Source organism: Streptomyces sp. NPDC059582 (assembly GCF_042735715.1).
Lineage (GTDB): Bacteria > Actinomycetota > Actinomycetes > Streptomycetales > Streptomycetaceae > Streptomyces.
The window spans coordinates 1-23,768 of sequence record NZ_JBHWCC010000010.1 but is presented as its reverse complement, the minus strand read 5'-3'; the positions used below and the strand labels follow the sequence as shown (position 1 = coordinate 23,768).

At 70.4% G+C, this 23,768-nt stretch carries 19 protein-coding genes and 1 pseudogene; 7 read left to right on the top strand and 13 right to left on the bottom strand.

The annotated features are described in order from the left end of the window. Window positions 1-89: 89 nt before the first annotated feature. Window positions 90-1,220: pseudogene (gene dnaN, locus ACFV0T_RS11600) on the top strand (DNA polymerase III subunit beta). Window positions 1,221-1,327: 107 nt separating this feature from the next. Next, a complete protein-coding gene (locus tag ACFV0T_RS11595) occupies window positions 1,328-2,344 on the top strand; it encodes a sigma-70 family RNA polymerase sigma factor (RefSeq protein WP_385777051.1) in 1,017 nt (338 codons plus the stop codon). Here ACFV0T_RS11595 and ACFV0T_RS11590 read toward each other — a convergent pair. Beyond that, window positions 2,228-2,614, bottom strand: coding sequence for an STAS domain-containing protein (locus ACFV0T_RS11590; protein WP_385777379.1), 387 nt, complete (start codon window positions 2,612-2,614; stop codon window positions 2,228-2,230). The two genes, ACFV0T_RS11595 and ACFV0T_RS11590, sit on opposite strands and share 117 nt — an antisense overlap. A gap of 175 nt (window positions 2,615-2,789) precedes the next feature. Here ACFV0T_RS11590 and ACFV0T_RS11585 point away from each other — a divergent pair, with 175 nt between their 5' ends. Continuing rightward, window positions 2,790-3,710: an AEC family transporter gene (locus ACFV0T_RS11585; protein ID WP_385777048.1), complete on the top strand. Its 921-nt coding sequence runs from the start codon at window positions 2,790-2,792 to the stop codon at window positions 3,708-3,710. A gap of 188 nt (window positions 3,711-3,898) precedes the next feature. On the opposite strand, the gene ACFV0T_RS11580 is transcribed toward ACFV0T_RS11585, so the two are convergent. The 8 genes from ACFV0T_RS11580 to ACFV0T_RS11545 form a co-directional block, all read right to left on the bottom strand. Continuing rightward, a complete protein-coding gene (locus tag ACFV0T_RS11580; protein ID WP_385777046.1) occupies window positions 3,899-5,182 on the bottom strand; it encodes a thymidine phosphorylase in 1,284 nt (427 codons plus the stop codon). Between the two features lie 67 nt (window positions 5,183-5,249). Then, the gene (locus ACFV0T_RS11575; RefSeq protein WP_385777044.1) at window positions 5,250-5,651 is read right to left on the bottom strand and encodes a cytidine deaminase; all 402 of its coding nucleotides are present in this window, start codon (window positions 5,649-5,651) and stop codon (window positions 5,250-5,252) included. After that, a complete protein-coding gene (locus ACFV0T_RS11570; RefSeq protein WP_385777042.1) occupies window positions 5,648-6,910 on the bottom strand; it encodes an ABC transporter permease in 1,263 nt (420 codons plus the stop codon). The genes ACFV0T_RS11575 and ACFV0T_RS11570 overlap by 4 nt, the downstream gene beginning before the upstream one ends. Then, a complete protein-coding gene (locus ACFV0T_RS11565; protein WP_385777041.1) occupies window positions 6,910-8,031 on the bottom strand; it encodes an ABC transporter permease in 1,122 nt (373 codons plus the stop codon). Before ACFV0T_RS11565 ends, ACFV0T_RS11570 begins: the two co-directional genes overlap by 1 nt. Beyond that, complete coding sequence (locus ACFV0T_RS11560) at window positions 8,028-9,683, bottom strand: ABC transporter ATP-binding protein (RefSeq protein WP_385777377.1); 1,656 nt, start codon at window positions 9,681-9,683, stop codon at window positions 8,028-8,030. Before ACFV0T_RS11560 ends, ACFV0T_RS11565 begins: the two co-directional genes overlap by 4 nt. Window positions 9,684-9,907: 224 nt before the next feature. After that, window positions 9,908-10,957 (bottom strand): BMP family protein, encoded by a 1,050-nt coding sequence (locus ACFV0T_RS11555; RefSeq protein WP_385777039.1) that lies wholly within the window; start codon window positions 10,955-10,957, stop codon window positions 9,908-9,910. A 227-nt stretch (window positions 10,958-11,184) separates the two neighbouring features. After that, window positions 11,185-12,213 (bottom strand): BMP family protein, encoded by a 1,029-nt coding sequence (locus ACFV0T_RS11550; RefSeq protein WP_385777375.1) that lies wholly within the window; start codon window positions 12,211-12,213, stop codon window positions 11,185-11,187. 374 nt (window positions 12,214-12,587) lie between these two features. After that, window positions 12,588-13,820, bottom strand: a complete 1,233-nt coding sequence (locus tag ACFV0T_RS11545; RefSeq protein WP_385777037.1) for a M20 family metallopeptidase — start codon at window positions 13,818-13,820, stop codon at window positions 12,588-12,590. A 336-nt stretch (window positions 13,821-14,156) separates the two neighbouring features. Here ACFV0T_RS11545 and ACFV0T_RS11540 point away from each other — a divergent pair, with 336 nt between their 5' ends. After that, on the top strand, window positions 14,157-14,849 hold the full coding sequence (locus ACFV0T_RS11540) for a class I SAM-dependent DNA methyltransferase (RefSeq protein ID WP_385777035.1): 693 nt from the start codon (window positions 14,157-14,159) through the stop codon (window positions 14,847-14,849). A 210-nt stretch (window positions 14,850-15,059) separates the two neighbouring features. Here the strand turns inward: ACFV0T_RS11540 and ACFV0T_RS11535 are convergent, their stop codons facing one another. From ACFV0T_RS11535 to ACFV0T_RS11520, 4 genes are read right to left on the bottom strand one after another with little or no spacing between them, the layout of a single operon-like run. Beyond that, complete coding sequence (locus ACFV0T_RS11535) at window positions 15,060-16,145, bottom strand: hypothetical protein (RefSeq protein ID WP_385777033.1); 1,086 nt, start codon at window positions 16,143-16,145, stop codon at window positions 15,060-15,062. A 58-nt stretch (window positions 16,146-16,203) separates the two neighbouring features. Continuing rightward, window positions 16,204-17,142, bottom strand: coding sequence for an N-acetylneuraminate synthase family protein (locus ACFV0T_RS11530; protein WP_385777031.1), 939 nt, complete (start codon window positions 17,140-17,142; stop codon window positions 16,204-16,206). Between the two features lie 13 nt (window positions 17,143-17,155). Then, a complete protein-coding gene (locus ACFV0T_RS11525) occupies window positions 17,156-18,415 on the bottom strand; it encodes a cytidylyltransferase domain-containing protein (RefSeq protein WP_385777029.1) in 1,260 nt (419 codons plus the stop codon). A gap of 35 nt (window positions 18,416-18,450) precedes the next feature. Beyond that, a complete protein-coding gene (locus tag ACFV0T_RS11520; protein ID WP_385777027.1) occupies window positions 18,451-19,773 on the bottom strand; it encodes a DUF6716 putative glycosyltransferase in 1,323 nt (440 codons plus the stop codon). 198 nt (window positions 19,774-19,971) lie between these two features. Between ACFV0T_RS11520 and ACFV0T_RS11515 the strand changes: the two genes are divergently transcribed. From ACFV0T_RS11515 to ACFV0T_RS11505, 3 genes are all read left to right on the top strand, one after another. Further along, on the top strand, window positions 19,972-20,952 hold the full coding sequence (locus tag ACFV0T_RS11515; protein ID WP_385777373.1) for a glycosyltransferase family 2 protein: 981 nt from the start codon (window positions 19,972-19,974) through the stop codon (window positions 20,950-20,952). Beyond that, complete coding sequence (locus tag ACFV0T_RS11510; RefSeq protein ID WP_385777025.1) at window positions 20,952-22,292, top strand: polysialyltransferase family glycosyltransferase; 1,341 nt, start codon at window positions 20,952-20,954, stop codon at window positions 22,290-22,292. The genes ACFV0T_RS11515 and ACFV0T_RS11510 overlap by 1 nt, the downstream gene beginning before the upstream one ends. 242 nt (window positions 22,293-22,534) lie before the next feature. Then, the gene (locus tag ACFV0T_RS11505; protein ID WP_385777023.1) at window positions 22,535-23,695 is read left to right on the top strand and encodes an acyltransferase family protein; all 1,161 of its coding nucleotides are present in this window, start codon (window positions 22,535-22,537) and stop codon (window positions 23,693-23,695) included. Window positions 23,696-23,768: the final 73 nt, after the last annotated feature.

The window sequence follows — 23,768 nt, the reverse complement described above, 5'->3', positions numbered from 1 at the left end:
GCCCCTCACCCCCTGCTCAGCACCGGTTGTCAGTGCCCCCGGACAGCGTCCGCGGACACGTCGACCATGCCGAGCAGGGGGTTCGTCACATGGAGTTCCGAACAGAGCGCGGGATCCTCGCCGAGGCCGTCCGACTGGCGGCGCGGGCGCTGCCCGGCCGCACCCCCGTACCGGTGCTGGGCGGCCCGCTGCTGGAGGCCGCGGCCGGGCGGCCGACCGTGTCGGGGTTCGACTTCGAGGCGGCCGCGCGCATCGGGGCGGAGGCGGAGACGCCGGTGGACGGCGAGGTGCTCGTCCTCGGCCGGCGGCTGTTGGACATCTGCCGGGTGCTGCCGGAGGGACCGGTCACCTGCGCGCTGGAGGGGTCACGGTTCACCGTGGAGGCGGGCGGCACCCGGTTCGGGCTGTCGACGCTCCCCCTCGCGGAGTATCCGACCCTGCCGGTGCAGCCCCCGCCGTACGGGACGGTGGACGCCGCCGCGTTCGCGACCGCCGTCGACCAGGTCGCGCCGGCGGCCGGACGCGACGACACCCTGCCGGTCCTGACGGGCGTACGACTGCGCCTGGAGGGCCCGACGACGACGCCGGCCGCCTCGGACCGCTACCGGTACGCGGTACGGGAGCCGGAGTGGAAGCCGGAGGCCGGCGGCCGCCGACGCCACGGTGGAGGCACTGCTGCCCGCGCGCCGGCTGCTGGACGTGGCGCGGTCGCCGGCCCGCTGCGGTGACGTGCGCATCGGGCTGGACGGGGTGGGCGTCGGCCTGGTCGGGTTCGAGGGCGGGGACATGCGGACCGCCGTGCGACTGCTGGAGGGTCGGCTGCCGAAGTACGGTTCGCCGTTCGACGTGACGGGGGCCGCCGTCACCGAGGTCGACCGCGCGGCGCCGGCGAAGGCGGTGCGCCGGGTGTCGGTCGTCGCGGAGGCGAACAGTCCGGTGCGCTTGGACTTCTCGGCGGGCGACGAGTCGGTGCTGGTGCGGGCCGGGTACGGGGACGATGTGGCGGCGCAGCGGCTGCCGGCCGCGCTGAGCGGCGTCGCGGAGGTCACGGTGGCCTTCGGCCCGGCGTATCTGCTGGACGCGCTGACCTCGTTCGAGGCGCCCGGACCGCGGATGGAACGGCTCGGGGCGGGACAGCGGGCGCTGCTCGGCGGAGTCGGCGCGGGGTCGCGGACGGATCGCACCGGCATCTGATCATGTCCGTGAAGCAACTGGTCTGACCTGGGCTTTTACGCACTCTCGGGGCCTTTGTCAGTGGGGTGCGGTAGCTTCCGGAGTGCTGGGGCGCACAGGCGCGCGACAGAACGGCCACAGGGGTGGGTGGACCATGAGTGACGGTACGGCGACGGTGGACGACCTCGACATCAGGCTGGAGAAACACCGGGTCGAGCTGACCGGCTACTGCTACCGCATGCTCGGCTCCTCCTTCGAGGCCGAGGACGCGGTGCAGGACACGATGGTCCGCGCCTGGCGCAGCTACGAGAAGTTCGAGGGGCGCTCCAGCCTCCGCTCCTGGCTCTACCGCATCGCGACGAACGTGTGTCTGGACATGCTGACGGCCGGCAACAAGCGGGCCCGCCCGATGGACCTGACCGAGGCGACCCCGCTCGCGCGCGCCGCTCTCTCGCCGCGCCCGGACCACACCTGGCTGGAGCCGGTGCCGGACGCCCGGGTGCTGCCGACGGTCCAGGACCCCGCGGAGGCCGCGGTGGCCAAGGAGTCGGTGCGACTCGCCTTCATGGCGACCCTTCAGCAACTGCCGCCCAAGCAGCGGGCGGTGCTGATCCTGCGGGAGGTGCTGGCCTGGAAGGCGAGCGAGGTCGCGGAGCTGCTCGACACCTCGGTCGCGTCGGTCAACAGCGCGCTTCAGCGGGCCCGCGCGACCCTCGCCGAGCGGGACGAGTCCGGTGCGGACGCGGCGGTCTCCGACCCGCTGGACGAGGAGCAGCAGAAGCTCCTGGAGCGCTATATGGCGGCGTTCGAGGGCTACGACATGACGGCACTGACGGCGTTGCTGCACGAGGACGCCATCATGACGATGCCGCCGTTCGACCTGTGGCTGACCGGCCACGACGACATCACGGGCTTCATGACGACATTGGGCGCGGCCTGCGCGGGTTCGCGGCTGCTGCCGGTCGAGGTGAACGGCCTGCCGGGCTTCGCCCAGTACAAGCCGGACCCGGAGGCGGGCGGCTTCACCCCGTGGGCGATCCAGGTCCTGGAGATCTCAGACGGCCGGCTCACCGGGTTCCACTTCTTCCTCGACACGCAGCGGTGGTTCCCGATGTTCGGGCTGCCCCTCCACCTCGAAGCGGAGACCGACCAGGTGGAGGAGAGCGCGTAGCGCGGCATCGGGGGCACGCAGCCGGATGCGGCCCCCGGCCCGGCGGGCCGCCAGCTCCAGCCGGGCCAGCAGATCCACGGCCCCGAGGCCCGGCGGCCCGAGCCCCCGGACATCGCAGACGACGACCCCGCTCCCGGTGCTCTCCAGCAGCACCCGCACACCGTCGCAGAGCCCCGTCACCTCGTCCCGGGTGACGGGGCCCGACAGCACGAGCACGGCGGGTGTCATGGCGTCCACGTGCGGTAGACCGGGCAGCGGGCCGTAACTCATCGCGGGCGGCCCGGCGTACCCGTGCCGCGGGGCCGTGAGGATCACATTGACCTGGCCGGGGCCGCCCCCGGAGGGTTACCTGTATGCCTCACAGATCGCCCGCGTCCGCGCCACCCGCCCCACCGACCCCACCCGCCCTGCCGTTCCCTGCCGAATCGGCCGCTGAGGAGGCGCTGTGCAGGGGGTGTTGAGCGGCTTCGCGGTCATCGCGGTCGTCATCGCCGTCGGCTATGTGCTCGGGCGGGGCGGTCATCTCGGGGAGCACGGCCGCGAGGTGCTGACCAAGCTGGCCTTCCATGTGGCCTCCCCCGCCCTGCTGTTCACCATGCTCGCGCAGGCCGACCTGTCGGTGGTCTTCTCCAGCCGGCTGCTGGTCACGGCGATGAGCACGGCGGCGGCGGCCGGTGTCTTCGTCGCGGTGGGGGTCGTACGGCGCTGGGGTGTGGGCCGGACGACGATCGGCGCGCTGTGCTCCAGTTACGTCAACTCCGGCAACCTCGGCATCCCGATCGCCGTGTACGTCCTGGGTGACGCCTCCCTGGTGGCGCCGGTGCTGCTGTTCCAGCTCATCGGTGTCACGCCCGTCGCGCTGACGATCCTGGACCTGTCGGGCGAGGACGCGAAGGGGCCGCTGTGGCGACGGCTGCTCACACCGCTGCGCAACCCGATCGCGGTCGCCTCGCTCGCCGGGGTCGTCGTCTCGGCGAGCGGGCTGCGCATCCCCGACCCGGTCCTGGACCCGCTGACCCTGATCGGCAACATGTCGGTGCCGGCGGTCCTGCTCGCCTTCGGCATCTCCCTGTGCGGCAGCACGATGCCGGGCCGGGGCCCGGACCGGTTCCCGGTGCTGCTGTCGGTGACGCTGAAGTCGGTGGGCCAGCCGGCCGCGGCCTGGGCCCTGGCGGCGGGCGTCTTCGGTCTGCACGGAGCGCAGTTGCTCGACGTGGTGGTGACCTCGGCCCTCCCCGCCGCCCAGAACCTCTTCACCTACGCCTCCAGCTACGGCGTGGGCGAACGCCTGGCCCGGGACTCGATCCTGCTGTCGACGATGGCGGCGGTACCGGTACTGGTGGTGATCGCGGCGGTGCTGGGCTGACCGGGACGGTCGGTCGACGGGCAACTCGCCGGTGTCGAGGACGAGGTCGTCCCAGCTCTGCTCGGGGTCCTGGCCGACGGTGTGTGCGCCCATGGCGTTCCCCTATCGGTGCGTCACCGATCACAGAATGCCGAACGGGACCGGTGGAGGTCCACCGATCCCGTTCGCCCGAATGAGGAAACCGCAGGTCAGGAAATACGTTCCAGCACGACCGGGGACGGCGTGAACGCCGTGCCGGCCGGGGCGACGTCGCACGAACCGTCGAGCGCCTGGAGGGCGTACTCGAAGCGCTCGGGGGTGTCGGTGTGCAGCGTCAGCAACGGCTGGCCCTCGGTGACCGTGTCGCCCGGCTTGGCGTGCAGCTCGACGCCCGCGCCCGCCTGCACCGGGTCCTCCTTGCGGGCACGCCCGGCGCCCAGCCGCCAGGCGGCGACGCCGATGTCGTAGGCGTCGAGTCGGGTCAGGACGCCCGAGGCCGCGGCCTTGACGACGTGCTGTTCCTTCGACGTGGGCAGCGGGGCGTCCGGGTCGCCGCCCTGCGCGGCGATCATGCGGCGCCAGACGTCCATCGCGGAGCCGTCCGCCAGCGCCTTCGCCGGGTCGGCGTCCTTCACGCCCGCCGCGTCGAGCATCTCGCGGGCGAGGGCCAGCGTCAGCTCCACGACGTCCGCCGGGCCACCGCCCGCCAGGACCTCGACCGACTCGCGGACCTCGAGCGCGTTGCCTGCGGTCAGACCGAGCGGGGTCGACATGTCCGTCAGCAGCGCGACCGTCTTCACCCCGTGGTCCGTGCCCAGGCCCACCATCGTGGCGGCCAGTTCCCGCGCGTCCTCGATCGTCTTCATGAAGGCGCCCGTGCCGACTTTCACGTCCAGCACCAGGGAGCCGGTGCCCTCGGCGATCTTCTTCGACATGATCGAGGAGGCGATCAGCGGGATCGCCTCGACCGTGCCGGTGACATCGCGCAGCGCGTACAGCTTCTTGTCGGCGGGGGCCAGGCCGTCACCGGCCGCGCAGATCACCGCGCCGGTGGTGTCGAGGACGTGCAGCATCTCCTCGTTGGACAGCAGCGCCCGCCAGCCGGGGATCGACTCCAGCTTGTCCAGCGTGCCGCCGGTGTGGCCGAGGCCGCGGCCCGACAGCTGCGGTACGGCGGCGCCGCAGGCCGCCACCAGCGGGGCCAGCGGCAGGGTGATCTTGTCGCCGACGCCGCCCGTGGAGTGCTTGTCGGCGGTCGGACGGGAGAGGGCGGAGAACTCCATGCGCTCGCCCGAGGCGATCATCGCCGCGGTCCAGCGGGCGATCTCACGGCGGTTCATGCCGTTGAGCAGGATCGCCATGTTGAGGGCCGCCATCTGGTAGTCGGCGACCTCGCCACGTGTGTACGCGTCGATGACCCAGTCGATCTGCTCGTCGCCGAGCTCACCGCGGTCCCGCTTGGTACGGATGACGGAGATGGCGTCCATGGCCATGGCTTTCCTTCCGGGGTATGGCGAAGCGCGCGGCCCCTCTGCGCGAGTCAGAGGGGCCGCACGGGAGTTACTTGGTGAGGTGATCCGGGCCGAAGGCCTGCGGCAGCATCTCCGCCAGCGGCAGGATCCCCGCCGGGGTCTCCAGGAGGAGGTCCGGTCCGCCGAACTCGTACAGCAGCTGCCGGCAGCGTCCGCACGGGACGAGGATGTCGCCGTTGCCGTCCACACACGTGAAGTGCGTCAGCCGGCCGCCCCCGGTGCGCTGCAACTCCGAGACCAGACCGCACTCGGCGCACAGCCCGAGCCCGTACGAGGCGTTCTCGACGTTGCAGCCGGAGACCGTACGGCCGTCGTCGACCAGGGCGGCGACCCCGACCGGGAAACCCGAGTAGGGGGCGTATGCGTGGGACATGGCCTCGCGGGCCAGCGCGCGCAGTCCGTCCCAGTCGACGGTGACGGCCGGGGTCACTTGCCCTGTCCCCTGCGGTACGGCAGACCGTCCGCCTTCGGCATCCGAAGGCGCTGGGCGGACAGCGAGAGCACCAGCAGGGTGACGATGTACGGGGTCGCCGTCACGACCTGGCGCGGGACCTCGTTCGTGGTGGCGTACCAGAGGAACATCGCGGCCGAGATGACGAGCGTGATCAGGGCGGAGCGGTGCTTCTTCTGCCACGCCAGGTAGGCCGCGCCGAACACCAGCAGGATCGCCAGCAGCAGGATCAGCGCGTGGACGTTGGTCGTGCCGCCGCGCAGGTTGAGGCTGTCGGTGTAGCCGAACAGGCCCGCGCCGAGGGCGAGGCCGCCCGGCATCCAGTTGCCGAAGATCATCGAGGCGAGACCGATGTAACCGCGGCCGGCCGTCTGGCCGTCCAGGTAGACGTTGGAGGCGACGATCGACAGGAAGGCGCCGCCGAGACCGGCGAAGCCGCCGGAGATGATCACGGCGAGGTACTTGTACTTGTAGACGTTGACGCCGAGGGACTCGGCCGCCACCGGGTTCTCACCACAGGAGCGCAGCCGCAGACCGAAGGCGGTGCGCCACAGCAGCCACCAGCTGAGCGGTACGAGGGCGACGGCGATCACCGTGAGCGGCGACAGATCGGTGATCAGACCGCCGACCAGGCCGGCGAGGTCCGAGACCAGGAACCAGTGCTTCTGGTTGAGCGTGTCCAGCGCACCGGACAGACCGGGGATGTCGAAGGTACCCAGCGAGTCGATCGGCGGGGACTGCTTGGCGGAGCCCTGCGGGGCGTCCTCGAAGGTGAACTTCGACAGATAGCGGGTGGTGCCCAGCGCCAGGATGTTGATGGCCACACCGGAGACGATGTGGTTGACGTTGAAGGTCACGGTGGCGATGGCGTGCAGGACGGCGCCGAGCGCGCCGCCGATGATGCCGAAGGCGACACCGACCCACGGGCCCCACTGGTAACCGGCCCAGGCGCCGAACCAGGTGCCGAGGATCATCATGCCTTCGAGGCCGATGTTGACGACGCCCGCGCGCTCGGCCCACAGACCGCCGAGACCGGCCAGGCCGATCGGCACGGCCAGGCGCAGCGCGGTGGACATCTGGCCGGTGGAGGTGATGCCGTCCGCGCCGGTGATCAGCCGGACGACCGAGGTCAGGATCAGCACGCCCGCGATGACCAGCAGGAGCACGGGGAGCGACATTCGGCGGCCGCCCTTGCGGGGCTTCGCCTGCGGCTTCTTGGCGATGGTCGCAGTGGACATCAGGCCGCCACCTCCTTCTTGGTGTTCTGGGCGGCGGCCGCGGCGAGCTCCGCACCGACCTGCTTCTGCTGGCGGCGCAGACCCCACTGGCGTACGGCCTCGTACGAGATGACGACCGCGAAGACGATCAGGCCCTGCATGATCGTGGCGATCTCCTTCTCGTACGCCACCGGAGTCGCGTAGTCGAGAGCCGGAGAGGCCTTGTCGAGGAAGGCCCACAGCAGCGCGGCGAGGGCGATGCCGCCGGGGTTGTTGCGGCCGAGCAGCGCGATGCCGATGGCCGTGAAGCCGAGGCCCGCCGGGAAGGTCAGACTGTAGGTGTGCGCGTCGCCGAGCAGCAGCGGCAGGCCGGACAGGCCCGCGACTCCGCCGGAGATCAGCATCGCGGTCAGGACCATCTTCTTGGCGTTGACGCCGGATGCGGCGGCGGCCGTCTCCGACTCGCCCGTGGCGCGCAGGTCGAAGCCGAAGCGGGTGCGGTTGAGGACCACCCAGTAAGCGATGCCCAGGGCGATCGCGAGGAAGACCAAGCCGTAGATCTCGCCGACGTCCGAGCCCAGGTCGATGCCGGGAACCCAGCCGGACTCCTTCATCACACCGGTCGTGCTGTTGTTGCCGACCTGGACGCCCCACACGTCGGTGAGGGTCAGGTAGCCGATGAGGCTGGTGGCGATGGCGTTGAGCATGATCGTCGCGACGACCTCGCTGACGCCCCGGGTGACCTTCAGGACACCCGCGATGCCGGCCCAGAAGGCGCCGGTGAGCACGCCGACGAGCAGCAGCACCGGGATCTGGAGGAAGGACGGCAGCGCGATGTGCGCGCCGACCACGGCGGTCATCATCGCGGCGAGGCGGTACTGACCGTCGACGCCGATGTTGAACAGGTTCATCCGGAAGCCGAGAGCGACCGCGAGGGCTGCGATGTAGTACAGCGAAGCCTGGTTGATGATCAGTACCTGGACATCGGAGAAGCCGGCCTGTTCGATCATCAGCCGGTACGGCTCGAGCGGGTTGTCGCCGGAGGCGACCAGCACGACCGAGGTCAGCAGGATCGCCGCGACGAGCGCGATGACCGGGCCGGCCACCGCGAGGAGCACGCGCTCCTTGTCGAACTTCTTCATCGGGCCTCGTCCTCCGGGGCGGTCTCTTCCTCGACGTGCTCCAAGTGCCCGGAGGCGGCGCCGGTCATGGCCGTGCCGAGTTCCTCGGGGGTGACGGTCGCCGGATCGGCGTCGGCGACCAGCCTGCCGTCGTAGATCACCCGCAGGGTGTCCGACAGACCGATCAGCTCGTCCAGGTCGGCGGAGATCAGGAGCACGGCCAGGCCCTCGCGGCGGGCCTCGCGGATGCGGTCCCAGATCTGCGCCTGCGCGCCGACGTCCACACCGCGGGTGGGGTGGGCGGCGATCAGGAACTTCGGGTGGTGGCTCATCTCGCGGCCGACGATCAGCTTCTGCTGGTTGCCGCCGGAGAGGGAGGCCGCGGTGACGTCGATACCGGGGGTGCGGACGTCGTACTCCTCGACGATCCGGCGGGTGTCGGCCTGGGCGCCCTTGGGGTCCAGCCAGAAGCCCTTGGCGTTGGGCTTCTCGGTGACGTGGCCGAGGATGCGGTTCTCCCAGAGGGGGGCCTCCAGGAGCAGGCCCTGGCGGTGGCGGTCCTCGGGGATGTAGCCGACGCCGCGCTCGCGGCGCTTGCGGGTGGCCCAGGAGGTGATGTCCTCGCCCAGGAAGTGGACGGAGCCGGAGTGGGCGTTCTTCAACCCGATCAGGGCGTCGATCAGCTCGGTCTGGCCGTTGCCCTCGACACCGGCGATGCCCATGACCTCACCGGCGTGGATGGTGAAGCTGACGTCGTCGAGGACGCGCTTGGCGTCTCCGCCGCCCGCGAACTCGGTGAGTCCTTCGCCGGTGGGCTCGCCGACCTCGCCGAGGGAGGCGCCGCCGCTGGCGTAGACGGTGAGGTTCCTGACCTCGACCACCGACTTGTCCGTCACGGTGGACTCCGCCGTCTCCGGCGTGGGCAGCTCGCTGCCGACCATCATCTCGGCGAGCTGACGGGGGGTGGTCTCGGCGGGGACGGCCGTGCCCACGGTCGTGCCGCGCCGGATGACCGTGATCTCGTCGGCGACCGACAGCACCTCGCCCAGCTTGTGCGAGATGAAGATGACCGAGAGGCCCTCGGACTTGAGTTCGCGCAGGTTGTCGAAGAGCGCGTCGACCTCCTGCGGCACCAGCACGGCGGTCGGCTCGTCGAGGATGAGGGTCGTGGCGCCGCGGTAGAGGACCTTGAGGATCTCGACGCGCTGGCGCTCGGCGACGCCGAGGTCCTCGACCAGGGCGTCCGGGCGTACGCCCAGTCCGTACCGGTCGGAGATCTCCTTGATCTTCTTACGGGCGGTGCCGCCGATGCCGTACAGCTTCTCGCTGCCCAGCACCACGTTCTCCAGCACGGTCAGGTTGTCGGCCAGCATGAAGTGCTGGTGGACCATGCCGATGCCACGGACGATGGCGTCGGCGGGGCTGCCGAAGCTGACCTGCTCGCCGTCGACCGCGATGGTGCCCTCGTCCGGCTTCTGCATGCCGTAGAGGATCTTCATCAGCGTCGACTTGCCGGCGCCGTTCTCGCCGACGAGGGCGTGGACGGTGCCTTTTCGGACAGTCAGGTGGATGTCGTGGTTGGCGACGACACCGGGAAATCGCTTGGTGATCCCCGCCAGCTCGACCGCGACTGTCGACGGAGCGGTGAGCGGAGGGCTGCTGGACGCGTCGATGGCGCACTCTCCTTGGGAAAGGGGCCGCTCTACGCGCGTAGCGCCCCTGCTTTAAATAGTGCCCGGACCTGATCGTTCTCGACTCGCTCACGATCCGTTCCGAGCATTCTGCCGCGCGAACGGGGCACGGGGGGACATCCTCCCCGCACCCCGTTCCGCGGCCGTAACGCTGCCATTACAGCGCCCTTTTGGCCATGTCTACGACAGGCCTATGACCGTCGGCTTCAGGAGGTCTTGACCGTGATGGTGCCGGCCTTGATGCCTTCCTCGGCCTTCTTCACGGCGTCCTGGATGGCGGCGTCGCTCTTGAAGGCCGGGTTGGAGTCCGACAGGCTCACGCCACCGTTGTCCAGGCTGCCGCGGACCGTGCCGGTCTCCGGCTTGTTCTCGTGGACGGACTTGGCCAGGTCGTAGACCGCGCCCTCGACGTTCTTCATGGCGGAGGTCAGGATCGAGTCCTTGTACTTCGCCAGCGCGTCCTGGTTGTACTGGTCGGAGTCGACGCCGATCGCCCAGACCTTGTGCGCGTTGGCGGCCTTGATGACACCCTGGCCGGACAGACCGGCGGCGGCGTAGACGACGTCGGCACCGGCGTCGATCTGGCCCTCGGCCGCGCTCTCGCCCTTGTCGGGGCTGGAGAAGCCACCCTCCTGCGCGGTCTCGGTCAGGTACTGCTCCTTGACCTTGACGCCCTTCTTGGTGGCCTCGACGCCCTGCTTGAAGCCGGCGCCGAACTTGTGGATCAGCGGGACGTCCACGCCGCCGATGAAGCCGACGGTGTTGGTCTTGGTGGCCTTGGCGGCTGCGACACCGGCGAGGTAGGAGGCCTGCTCCTCGTGGAAGACCAGGTCGGCGACGTTGTCGGCCTTGATGGTCTCGTCGTCCACGATGCCGAAGGTGGTCTTCGGGTACTTCGCGGCGACCTCCTTGACGGCGGGCGCGTAGGCGAAGCCGACACCGATCACCGGGTTGTAGCCCTGCTTGGCCAGCGTCTCCAGGCGCTGCACCTTGTCCGCGTCGGACTCGCCGTCCTGCGGCTCGACCGCCGTGCTCTTGTAGCCGAACTCCTTGTCGGCCTTGTCCAGGCCGGCGCTGGCGGCGTCGTTGAAGGACTGGTCGCCCTTGCCGCCGACGTCGTACGCCAGGGCGAGGCCCAGGTTCTTGTCGCCGCTCGATGAGGAGGACGAGGTGGACGAGCTTCCGCAGGCGGAAACAGTGACGGCAAGAGCTGCGGTTGCAACGCCCGCAACCGCAATACGGGACACCCGGCGCATGGAACGAGACTCCTTTGTGCAAGCGCCCAAGCCAGGCGCTGGTTCCGCCGCAGCGTAACGCGCGTAGACGAGACGGAAAACCCCTTCTGTCCGGTCCGTTACCGAGCTGTGGCCGCTTTCGTCACCCAGGTTACGGACAGCAGTGCGCCCCTTGCAGGAGGCAAGGGGCGCACGGGCTGCGAGGACGTCCGGACGGGCCATCGGGCCCGGTTCCCGGGGCCCGGGAGCTACTGCGTCTTGACGGTGACCGTACCGGCGATGATGTCCGCCTTGGCCTTGTCGACGGCGGCGACGACGTCGGTCATCGCCTTGTACTTCGGGTTGGAGTCGGCGAAGCCGACGCCGCCGGACTTGAGGTCGCCACGCACCTCACCCTTCAGCGGCTTGCCGTCGACGACCGACTTGGTCAGGTCGTAGACCGCGCCGCCGACGTTCTTCAGGGCCGAGCCGAGGATGTAGTCCTTGTACTTGGCGAGCGCCGCCTGCGCGTACTGGTCGGAGTCGACACCGATGGCCCACACCTTGTGCTCGGCGGCGGCCTTGATCACGCCCTGGCCGGACAGACCGGCCGCCTGGTAGACGACGTCGGCGCCGGCCTCGATCTGACCGTTCGCCGCGCTCTCACCCTTGTCAGGGCTGGAGAAGCCGCCCTCCTGGGGCGTCTGGGTGAGGTACTGCGACTCGATCTTGATGTTCGGGTTGACGGACTTGGCGCCCTGGTCGAACCCGTCCTCGAACTTGTGGATCAGGGGGATGTCCACGCCGCCGATGAAACCGATGTGGTTCTTCTTGGTGGCCTTGGCCGCGGCCACGCCCGCCAGGTACGAGGACTGCTCCTCGTGGAAGACCATGTCGGCGACGTTGTCGGACGTGATGGTGGCGTCGTCGATGATGCCGAAGGTGACCTTCGGGTACTTCGCGGCGGCCTCCTTCACGGCCGGCGCGTAGGCGAAGCCGACGCCGATGATCGGGTTGTAGCCGGACTTGGCGAGGGTCTCCAGGCGCTGCACCTTGTCGGCGTCGGACTCGCCGTCCTGCGGCTCGACGTCCTGGCCACCGATCTTGAACTCCGTCCGGGCCTTGTCGAAACCGGCGAACGCGGCGTCGTTGAAGGACTGGTCGCCCTTGCCGCCGATGTCGTACGCGAGGCCGATGCCCTTGCCGGAGTACTTGCCGGACTCGGAGTCACTGCTGGTCGAGTCGGTGCTGGACTTGCCGCAGCCGGCTGCCGCGAGTGCGACGACCGCGACGGTCACCGCTGCTTGGGAGAACCTGGTCCTCCGAGATATCAGACGCACAGCAAGCACCCTTCATCCCCACGGCACCGTCGCCGGCCCGCTTCCCCTTGCGCCGCCTCAGGTGGCGATTCCGGCGCACAGTAACGCGCGTAGAAGGGGAGGGGAACGGGGTTTCTCGCGGCCGTTATCGATTCGTGCCGACGGCGGGTTACATTCACCCGCCACCGGTTACGGCCGGGTGACACAAGCGGACGAAGAGGTGCGCATCAGGCACCCCTTCATTTCCCCTGCGCACCACCCCGCCTCAGCGTGATTCGGGGCGCCCGGGGCGCCCGGAGGCACCGCGGCAGGTCTCGGGCGTCCCGGAAGGTCTCGGGGCGCCTCATCGTGTCTCAGCGCGTCGCGTCCAGCAGCGCGGCGGCGGTGAACAGCTCCACGCCGACCGTGATCGCGGACTCGTCGGCGTCGAAGTCGCCCTGGTGCAGATCGCGCACCGTGCGCTCGCCCGGCGTGCGCACCCCGAGCCTCGCCAGGGCCCCCGGCACCTGTTCGAGGTACCAGGAGAAGTCCTCACCGCCGAGGCTCTGCTCGGTGCTCTCGACGGACTCCGCGCCGCGCCGCGCGCTCATGGCGTCCCGCAGCAGGTCGGTGACCTCCGGGTCGTTCACCACCGGCGGGACACCGCGCACGTAGTTGATCTCGGACTTGGCCCGGTGCAGGTTGGCGACCTCGTCGATCGCGGCGACCACGACGTCGGGCGCCTGCCGCCACGCCTCGATGTCCAGGCAGCGCACGGTGCCGGAGAGCTCGGCGCGCTGCGGAATGACGTTCGGCGCGTGTCCCGACTCGATCCGCCCCCAGGTCACGGCCAGCCCGCTGCGCGTGTCGACCCGCCGGGCGACGATCGCGGGCACGTCGGTGGCGACCCGGGCCGCGGCCGTGACGAGGTCGGTGGTCAGATGGGGGCGCGCGGTGTGCCCGCCGGGCCCGCCGAGGGCGATCTCCAGCCGGTCGCACGCCGAGGTGATGGCACCCTCCCGCAGACCGATCCGTCCGGCGTCGACCCTGGGATCGCAGTGCACGGCGATGATCTGCCGCACTCCTTCCAGCGCCCCGCACTCGATCGCGTCGGCGGCGCCGCCCGGCAGCACCTCCTCGGCGGGCTGGAAGATCAGCCGCACGGGGCGGGGCAGCAGGCCCCTCTCGTGCAGGTCGGCCAGGACGAGTCCGGCGCCCAGGACGACGGTCGTGTGCACGTCGTGCCCGCAGGCGTGCGCCCGGTCGGGCACGGTGGAGCGGTACGCGCACTCGGCCTTCATGTCCGGGATGGGCAGGGCATCGATGTCCGCGCGCAGGGCGAGCATGCCGGGGCCGCCGTTCCACGCCCCGTCGGCCGCGCCGATGTCACAGACGAGTCCGGTCCCGACCGCGAGCACCCGGGGCTTCAGGCCGGCCCGCTCGAGCCGCTCCTTGATCGCCGCCGTGGTGCGGAACTCCTGATTGCCGAGCTCGGGATGCATGTGCAGGTCGCGCCGGAAGGCGACGAGTTCGGCGCGCAGTGCCTCGGGCAGCGCGCCGGGGAGCACGGCATCCCCGGGGAGATCGGCCTCGGACTCTCGGGACATCAATTGCTTCACCCTCTGAAGGGTAGGACTCGGGGGCGGCCAACTGACCCTCGATCAACAAAACTTCAGCCCGTTAGGCGAAGAAAAACTGGCCGCCGGACGCATAGGCAACGACGTGGACGGGTAAACTCGACCGTTTTTCCGGACGAGCTACGCACCCACCCACTCTTCAGGCATACCACGCCTCGCTGTACACACGCCGTTCTGTTCACCTGTCGGGATGGCACTGTGGCACGAGAGTGGCTCCACACCCGTCCGGTCGCGAAACCGTCCGGGGGAGGAATCCTCGATGAACGGGCGGACGGGGCGGCGGGGCCCTCGGTAACGTCCGGCCCCGTGACCCACCCCGAGAACAGTGCCCTCACCGCAGGTTTCATAACGGCGACCCGGGCCTCGTACGACGCCATCGCCCGCGACTACACCGCCCGCTTCCCCGACGGCCTCGGCGGGCTGCCGGTCGACCGGTCCCTCGTCACCGCCTTCGCCGAACTGGTGACGGAGCGCGGCGCGGCGCCCATCGCCGATCTGGGCAGCGGGCCCGGCGACGTCACCGCCAGACTCCACGACCTGGGCGTTCCGGTCTTCGGGGTCGATCTGTCCCCCGGGATGGTGGCGCTGGCCCGGAAGGCGCATCCCGCGCTCCGCTTCCACGTGGGGTCGATGACGTCGCTGGACCTTCCCGACGCGACCCTCGGCGGGGTGCTGGCCCTCTACTCGATCATCCACATCCCGGACGAGCACCTGCCGGCGCTCTTCGCCGAGTTCCACCGGGTGCTGCAACCCGGGGGCCATGTGCTCCTGGGGTTCCAGTCGGGTGACGAGGAGGGCGGAATGCATCTGTCGGAGCGCTTCGGCCACGAGATCTCGCTCGACTACTACTGGCGCACCCCGGACTCCGTGGCCGACCTCCTCACGAAGACCGGCTTCCGGCTCCAGGCGCGTCTGCTGCGCGGACCCCTGGACGACGAGAAGCGCCCACGGGCGTTCCTCCTCGCCCGCAGGCCCGAGCAGGACTGGGACAGGTCCTAGACCGTCCTGGGCCAGTCCGAGCGGGACCGGGGACAGGTGCCGGCCGGACCTCGGTACGAACAGACCTGGGACAGGTCGCAGACCTGGGCAGACAGAACCGGGACAGGTCGTAGACCCGGGCAGACAGAACCGGGACAGGTCTGCGACCTGTCCCGGTTGCGTCCGTCCGGCCGGGATCGGTGCCGCCGCACAGATCCTGGCCGGGCGGTCCTAGACCGCGCTCACCGCCGACAGCCGCGTGACGTCACGCGCCGTGCCCGTGACGCCCGACAGGAAGCCCTGGGCCCGGGGCGAGGCGCTCTCCGTCAGCCAGCCGGGGTCGATGTCGCACACCGCGACCCGCACCTCGGTACCGGCCAGCGCGAGCGGCAGCGTGTGGACGACCGTCGAGGGAAAGCTGAGGATCGTGCGTCCGATCGGACCCCGTCGGGCGATCAGTTCGAGCGGGAGTTCGGGGCGGACGATCTCCAGTCCCGTCTCCCCCGCCAGCCGGTGGAGCTTCTCGGTGCTCTCCCGGCGGTGTGCGAAGTACCGGGTCGCCCCGTGTGCCTTCGCCAGCGCCCGCACCGCCTCCACGTACCGGTCGGCGTCCACCACGCCGGTCTCCACCAGTGAGGTGCCGACCAGGTCCGCGCCCTTGGCGACCCGGGGCGGGCCGAAGCGGGCGCGGGTCCAGGCGAAGTCGTTGGCCGTGATCGTCACGTCTTCCGGCGCCTCCTCGATCGGCATCGAGGAGAAGACCTCGACCCGGCGCCCGCCGCCCGGCGTCAGCCGGCGCCGGGCGGCCGACGACACCGGGGCGAACAGCAGGTCGCGCGGGCCGGGCCGGCCCCCCTTGCGATGCCAGCGCACCAGCCGCTCTCCGCGGGCCAGCTGGGCGACGAACTCCATCGTCGCCGTGCCGTCGTCGACCACGACCAGGTCGCGGGCCCGGGTGATGGTGAGCAGCAGTTGCACATAGCGGGAGAAGGGGTCTCCCATCACCACACGTTCCGCCCGGCGCAGCAGCCGGGACAGACCGCCGATGGTCCTGAAGGGCGCGGTCGTACCGCCGCGCGCCTCCTCCCAGCGGACTTCGTGTCCTTCTTCGCGGGCCAGCTCGGCCATGCGGCGGAGCTGGCCCCGGGTCATCGGGTCCATCGGGGACAGGACGACGAGGGTGAACCCCGCGCCGGACCTCTCCTGGCCGCCAAGTCCGTGTGCATGTGCCCATTCGAGCACGTTGAGGAGCTGCACCGGGCTCTCGACGAAGGCCAGGGTGTGGGGGGTGCCGGTGGTACCGGCGCGAGGGTTCATCGACGTACGACCGTCCCGTAAGCCACTCGATGTCGGACTCGAAGTCACACGCGTGAACTCAGACCTGGACCGGCTCGCCCGCGGCAGCGGCGATCTCGGCCTCGGCGACGACACCGCTGACGCGGCGCAGCTTCTTCATCGGGCCGAGCTCGGAGTCGTAGACCTTCTTGACACCGTCACCGAGGGAGGCCTCGATGGTGCGGATGTCGCGGACGAGGCGGGTCAGGCCCTGCGGCTCGACCGAGGCGGCCTGGTCCGAACCCCACATGGCGCGGTCGAGGGTGATGTGACGCTCGACGAAGGTGGCGCCGAGGGCGACCGCGGCGAGCGTGGTCTGCAGGCCGGTCTCGTGGCCGGAGTAGCCGATCGGGACGTTCGGGTACTCGGCCTGGAGGGTGTTGATGACGCGGAGGTTGAGCTCCTCGGCCACCGACGGGTACGTCGACGTGGCGTGGCACATCAGGATGTTGTCGCTGCCGAGGACCTCGACCGCGTGGCGGATCTGCTTCGGGGTCGACATGCCGGTGGAGAGGATGACCGTGCGGCCGGTGGCGCGCAGGGCGCGCAGCAGCTCGTCGTCGGTCAGCGACGCGGAGGCGACCTTGTGGGCCGGGACGTCGAACTTCTCGAGGAAGGCGACGGCCTCGGTGTCCCACGGGGAGGCGAACCAGTCGATGTTCTTGCTCTTGGCGTACTCGTCGATCTGGCGGTACTCGTCCTCACCGAACTCCACACGGTGGCGGTAGTCGATGTAGGTCATCCGGCCCCAGGGGGTGTCGCGCTCGATGTCCCACTGGTCGCGCGGGGTGCAGATCTCCGGGGTGCGCTTCTGGAACTTCACGGCGTCGCAGCCGGCCTCGGCGGCGGCGTCGATCAGCTTGAAGGCGTTCTCCAGCTCACCGTTGTGGTTGATGCCGATCTCGCCGACGACGTAGACGGGCTGACCCGGGCCGGCGGTCTTCGAACCGAACTTGCGCAGACGGGAGTTGGTGCTCATGGCAGAGATGTCCTTACTTGGTGAGGGTGTCGAGAGAGGGGCCGAGGATCCAGCTGGCGATCTCTCGGATGGCGCCGTCGCCACCGGGGACGGTGGTGACCGCGCGTGCGGCGCCGCGCACGACGTCGTGGGCGCTCGCGACCGCCACGGGCCAGCCGACGAGGGCGAAGCACGGGAGGTCATTGACGTCGTTGCCGACGTAGAGCACGCGCTCCGGCGCGATGCCCTGCTCCTCGCACCACTGCTTCAGTGCGAGGTCCTTCCGGTCGATGCCGTGCAGCACCGGGAGCTTGAGCTTCCGGGCCCGGGCGGCGACGACCGGGTTCTGTTCCGTGGACAGGATCAGCATCTTCAGGCCGCTCTTGCGCAGGGCGGCGATGCCGAGCCCGTCTCCGCGGTGCACGGAGACGATCTCCCGTCCGTCGGAGTCGATCAGCACCCGGTCATCGGTCTGGGTGCCGTCGAAGTCCAGTACGACCGCGTCGATGTCGTCGGCGGTCGGCAGCGAACCGGGGCGGTCCGCGTCGAACAGCGGGGCCAGCGCGCGGGCGCGGGCCAGATCGTGCGGGTCGTCGATCTCCAGCACACGGGCCGGGTCGGTGCGGACCAGCTCGGTGTGGCCGAAGAAGCGGTGCTGGTGCTCGCGGAAGCCCTCGGCCGCCATGGCGTAGGCGGCGCCGGTCTCCAGCAGGTCCTGCGGGCGGTCCTGGCGGCGGGGGCGGAAGGACTTGTCGTGGTTGACGCCGTAGCCGCCCGTGGACGCCTCGCCGTCCGTCTCGGCGGCGTTGATCTCGTCCGCGCCGTCGCGCCAGATGAAGCCGTGGAAGGGCGCCACGGTCACGGCCGTGTCGGCACCGTTCTCGACGACGGCGCCGGCCACCCCGTCGATGTCCTCACGGACGATGAACGGGCTGGTGCACTGGACGAGCAGCACCACGTCGACCGGGGAACCGTGCAGCGCCTCGTGGGCGTCCATGGCGTGCAGGACGGCGGCCTCGGAGGTGGCGGTGTCGCCGGCGATGGCGGCGGGCCGCAGCACGACCTCGGCGCCGGCCTGGCGGGCCGCGACCGCGATGGCCTGGTCGTCGGTGGAGACGACGACGTCCGTCACCAGCCGGGAGGCCCGGCACTCGCGCACGGCGCGGGTCACGAGCGGGACACCGCCGACGGCGGCGAGGTTCTTCGCGGGCACGCCCTTGGAGCCGCCGCGCGCGGGAATCACCGCGAGCACCCGGCGCATCGAAGCGCCTTGGCCCGCTTCCGGGTTGGACATGGCATCTACTCCTTGGGCAGTTGTCTCGGCGGCGCTCACAGCTCGCCCATCCGGCGGATCACGGGCGCCACGCGCTGCACGCCGTGCCGGTAGGCGCCGCGGGCCGCCCGGCGGACGATCTGCCGGACCGCTCCCGGTTCCTTGTCGGTGGCCGGCGCGCCGGGCAGCGGGGCGCCGTCGGGGGCGAGGTGGTGGCGGGCGAGGATGCCCGGCAGGTATCCGGGCGCGGTCTCGGGCGTGTAGTACGGGGCCAGCTGCGGCAGCCCGTCGGGGCGGTCGAGGAGCTCGGTGATCCGGGCGCGGGCCGCGTCGAACGCCGTGGCGTAGGAGCCGTCGGCCGCGACGCCCTGCCGGGCCACCCATTCCTCGTCCGGCGTCGGCCGGTGCCCGGCGTCGAGCTGGTCCCAGGAGGCGAGGCAGCCGGATCCGACGAAGTGGTGGTTGCCGAGCACCTCGCGCACGCCCAGGTCCGTCAGGACGACGGTCGGGATACGCCGGTGCAGGGCCTCAAGAGCGGCCGTCGAGCTGACCGTGACCAGCAGGTCGGTGCGGTCCAGGACCTCGCCCATGTGCCCGTAGACCAGGCGGAAGTTGGGCGGCGGGTCGGCCCGCTGCACCAGCTTCTGGTAGGGGAGCTCCTCGATGTGCGTGGTGTGCTCGCCGGGCTTGGAGCGCAGCTTGAGCAGCACCTCGCGTTCGGGGTGCTCGCGTGCGTGCCGGATCAGGCGCTCCAGCAGGTAGGTGCGTTCCTTGCGGCTCGCCGGGACGGACGGCTGCGCGGCGAAGACGACCGTGTACGGGTCGTGCTCGCCGGTGTACGGGGCCCCACCGAGGAACGGCAGCGCGACCTCCGTGACGGACGACGCGTCGGCGCCGACGCCCTCGTAGACACCGCGGAAGCGGTCCGCGTCCTGGCGTGAGTTGGCCAGCACGAGGTCGGCGCCGTGCCGCAGCAGCAGGCCGTCGGCGAGCTTCTCGTAGACGACACCGACGTAGCCGGTGACGACGACGGGCCGGCTCGTGCGGTCGGCCCAGACGTGCCGGAGGCCGTGCAGCATCGCCTGGACGCCGCCGCCGACCAGGGCGATGACGAGGACGTCGTACGACTCCTCGCCCATCGCGCGCAGGAACTCGCCGGCGGTCACCTCGCGGAGGGAGTCGGCGTGGACGCCGACCTCCTGGAGCTGCCGGGCGGTGGGGGTGGCTCGGCCGCGCAGGAGGTAGCCGTCGAGGCGGATGTCCGTTTCGCCCGCGTTAGTGGGTACAGTGCGCTTCGCGGTGAGCGCGCCCCACTTCCACCGGGTGTCGGAATCCGCGAGGACGGCGACTCGCAGGATCTTCGTTGCACTTGCTGGCACGTCGTAGACCGTAGGAAGGCATTCCTAGGTTCTGCCCAACCTGAAAGCAACAAAGGGTTAACAGCGCATCGACGAATGGGGTTTTCGGGCTCCTACGGCACTTGCGAAGACCTGGTTCACAGGTTCGCCACGCGCAGTTCACCTGACATCAAACCAATGGTAAAGACGGGTGCCGGACGGCCCTCTAACGTCGGTCGGGTGGTCAAGCTCTCCGTCATCGTGCCGTTTTACAACGTGCAGCAATACGCGCCGGACACTCTCAAGAGCCTGCGGGCGAACACTCGTGACGACTTCGAGTTCATTCTCGTCGACGACTGCTCGCGTGACGGGACACCGGACATCCTCGCGCGCGCGGAGCGCGAGTTGCCGGGTGCGGTACTCGTCAGACACGAGGAGAACGGGGGACTCGCGACCGCGCGCAACACCGGGATCGACCGGGCGCGCGGCGAATACCTGACGTTCCTGGACGGCGACGACTGGCTCGCCCCGGGTTACTACGAGCAGCTGGTCGCCGCCATGGACGAGCTGAACTGCGACTTCCTGCGTACCGACCATGTGCAGTGCACCGGGCGGGCGCGAGCGGTGCACCGGGTGCCGCACGGCCGGCGGGGCGTGGTGATGAAGCCGCGCGAGGCGATCCTGCCCGCCGACCGGTCCACGTCCGTCGACTACGCGTACGCGTGGGCGGGCATCTACCACCGCCGGCTCGTCGACCGGGGGCTGCTGCACTTCACCCACGGGCTGCGCACGGCCGAGGACCGGCCGTGGATCTGGAAGCTGCACCGGGAGGCGGAGTCCTTCGCCGCGGTGAGTCTGCTGGGCGTCTTCTACCGACGCGGGGTCGCGTCCTCGCTCACCCAGATCGGGGATGTCAGGCAACTTGATTTCATTCGCGCGTTCGACCAGGTGATCGAGGAAACGGCGCTCGACCCCGAGGCGGATAAGCTGCTGCCGAAAGCAGTGCGCACCTATTGCGCGATCATGGCTCATCATCTCGGATCAATCGAGAGGTTCGAACCCGCCGTGGCTCGAAAATTGCGCTCACTGAGCTCCGCCGCCCTGAAGCGAATGCCACAGGACGTGCTCGCGGAAGTGATGGACACGATGGACTCGCAGCGGGCGAGCCGACTGCGGCGCCTGCGCCGCAGGCCCGTGTCCGCCCGGACGGTGGCCGCCTGATGCCCCGCACCACCCGGATCTTCTGCGCGTCCACCCTGTACGGTGCCGCGACGCTGGCCGCCGCGCTGGACGCCGGACTGTTCGAGCCGACCGACCGGCGGCTGCTGCTGGTCACCAACAACGCGGCCAACCCCGAGACGACACCGGCCGTGGACGAGATGCCGGGCTTCGCGCGGATCGCCGAGCGCTTCGACGAGGTGCTGTCCTGGAACGAGACCATCACGCCGTTCCACCCCAGCGGCTGGAGCCCGCGCGGCGACGACATCCCCATGTGGGAGCGGTACGTACGGCTGCTGTGGGGACTCGGTGACGACGAGGTCCGGCTGGCCGTCGAATCCGTGCAGGTCAACCCGTCGCTGGCGCTGTGCCAGCTGTTCACCGGCGCTCCCGTCGACGTGTACGCGGACGGCCTCATAAGCTATGGCCCCACCCGGGACAAGATCGATCCGCTGGTCGGCACCCGGATCGGGCGGCTGCTGCACCTCGATCTCGTACCGGGTCTGACCCCCCTGCTGCTCACCGAGTTCGGTGTCGCGCCCGAGCTGGTGCCGGGCGAGGCGTTCCTCAAGGTGCTGGGCGAGCTGGCGGAGACCGAGAACGAGCTGCCGGTCTTCGACGAACCGCCGGCGCTGCTGCTGGGCCAGTACCTCTCCGCACTCGGCATCCTCGGCGACGCCGAGGAGGAGGAACTGCACCTGAGCATGGTGCGCGGCGCGGTCGCGCTCGGGCACCGCCGCCTGGTCTTCAAGCCGCATCCGGTCGCGCCCGCGCGCTGGTCGCGGCTGCTGGAGGAGGAGGCGGCCCGGCTCGGCGCCGAGCTCACCCTGCTGGAGCGGCCGGTCCTGGCCGAGGTGGTGTTCCAGCGGACCCGGCCCGCGCTCGCCGTCGGCTGCTTCTCCACCGCGCTGCTCACGGCGGCGGGTGTGTACGGCATCCCGGTCGCCCGCGTCGGGACCGGCGACGTGCTGGCCCGTCTCACGCCGTACCAGAACAGCAACCGGGTGCCGGTGACCATCGTCGACGCGCTGCTGCCCGACCTCGCCGACCGGGCGGCGGTGGAGGCGTGGACGATGCCGTCGCCGGAGCGGGTGGACCAGCTGGCGGCGCTGCTCAAGGCGGTCGGCTTCGCCATGCAGCCCAAGATCTACCCCGGGCTGCGCGGCGCGGCGGAGGACTACCTCTCCCATCAGCTGAACCCGCACACCTGGCGCTACTTCAAGCGCCGTCGGCTGACCGCGCTGGCGCTGCCGGGCGCCGTGCCGGCGCAGCTCTCCTTCATTCCGCGCAACGCGACCGTGCGCCGTCTCGCGCGCCGGGCCCGGGCACTGTCACGGCGCTAGCGCGACCCGGCCCCGCGCGTCACCCCCGCTTCCTCACCGGACCGGGGGCGGCGCGCTTTTCCGTAACCCTGACGTCAACCTGACGCCAACTCATTCATCTGGGCGACATTTATCCGATGCCTGAGTGTCAACGCGGAATTCCCTGTCATCCGCCCGAGGTTCGTACCGTCGCTTCTTTGGCGAACGTATGAATGATCACGACTTCACCATGATCAAGAATCCACTGAGAAAGGCCCCCTTGGATGAACGCGGCTGACCAGGCCCTGGCACCGACGAGCCCGGCCCCCGCGCCCACCGTGCGGGTACAGGTCCCCGAGAAGTCCGCCGCCGCCGCGCCTCGTCCGCGCGCCTCGGACCGGCTGCGTGCCCTGGACGGACTGCGGCTGATGGCCGCGCTCATGGTCTGCATGTACCACTTCGCCGGCAAGAACGGCCCGATCGCCGAGTCCTGGCACCAGTCGCCGGGTCTGATGTTCCCCACCCTGTCCCGGGCCGCGACCTACGGCAGCCTCGGTGTGCAGTTCTTCTTCGTCATCAGCGGCTTCGTGATCTGCATGAGCAGCTGGGGCCGCACGTTGGGCGACTTCTTCCGCTCCCGGGTCGCCCGGCTGTATCCCGCGTACTGGGTGGCGATCGTCCTGGTCACCGTGGCGGCCTACGTCCTGCCGGTCGTCGTCCACCCGCTGCGCTCGGACGAGATCCTCGTCAACTTCACGATGTTGCAGCAGCCGATGGGCGTGGACCGGGTGCTGGGCGTGGACTGGACGCTCTGGGTCGAGGTGCGCTTCTACGCGATGTTCGCCCTGTTCGTGGTCTGGCGGGGCGTCACCTACCGCCGCGTGGTGCTGTTCTGCGCCCTGTGGATCCTGGCCGGTGTCTTCGCCCGGGTCGCCGACAACCCGCTCACCGACGAACTGGTGATGCGTGACCACGCCCCCTTCTTCATCGGCGGACTCGCGCTCTACCTGATCCACCGCTACGGCAACGACCTGCTGCTGTGGGGCATCGTGATCATGTCCTTCCTGCTCGGCCAGCGCTACTCGGTGACCGCCCTGTGGCACCCGGGCATGCAGGGCGACTTCCAGCGCAACCCGCACGTCATCCAGGCGATCGTCTTCCTCGCCTTCGCCGCCGTCGCGGTGGTGGCGGTGGGCTGGACCCGTTGGGCGAACTGGCGCTGGCTGACCGTCGCGGGGGCGCTGACGTACCCCTTCTACCTGGTGCACGAGCACCTGGGCTGGTTCTTCGTCCGCGTGCTGAACCGCGGTGTCGGCCTGCCGCCCTACGCGACGATCGTCGTCAGCGTGCTGAGCCTGCTGGGCATCGCCTGGCTGATCCACAAGCTGGTGGAGAAGCCGTTCGGACCGCGCCTGAAGCGGGCGCTGGTGGTACCGCGACGCTAGCGCGCGAGCGCCGCCGCCCGTCCTACGGATCCGGACGGGCGGCGCGAAGGGCCGGGCCCCGTCCGTGACGGAC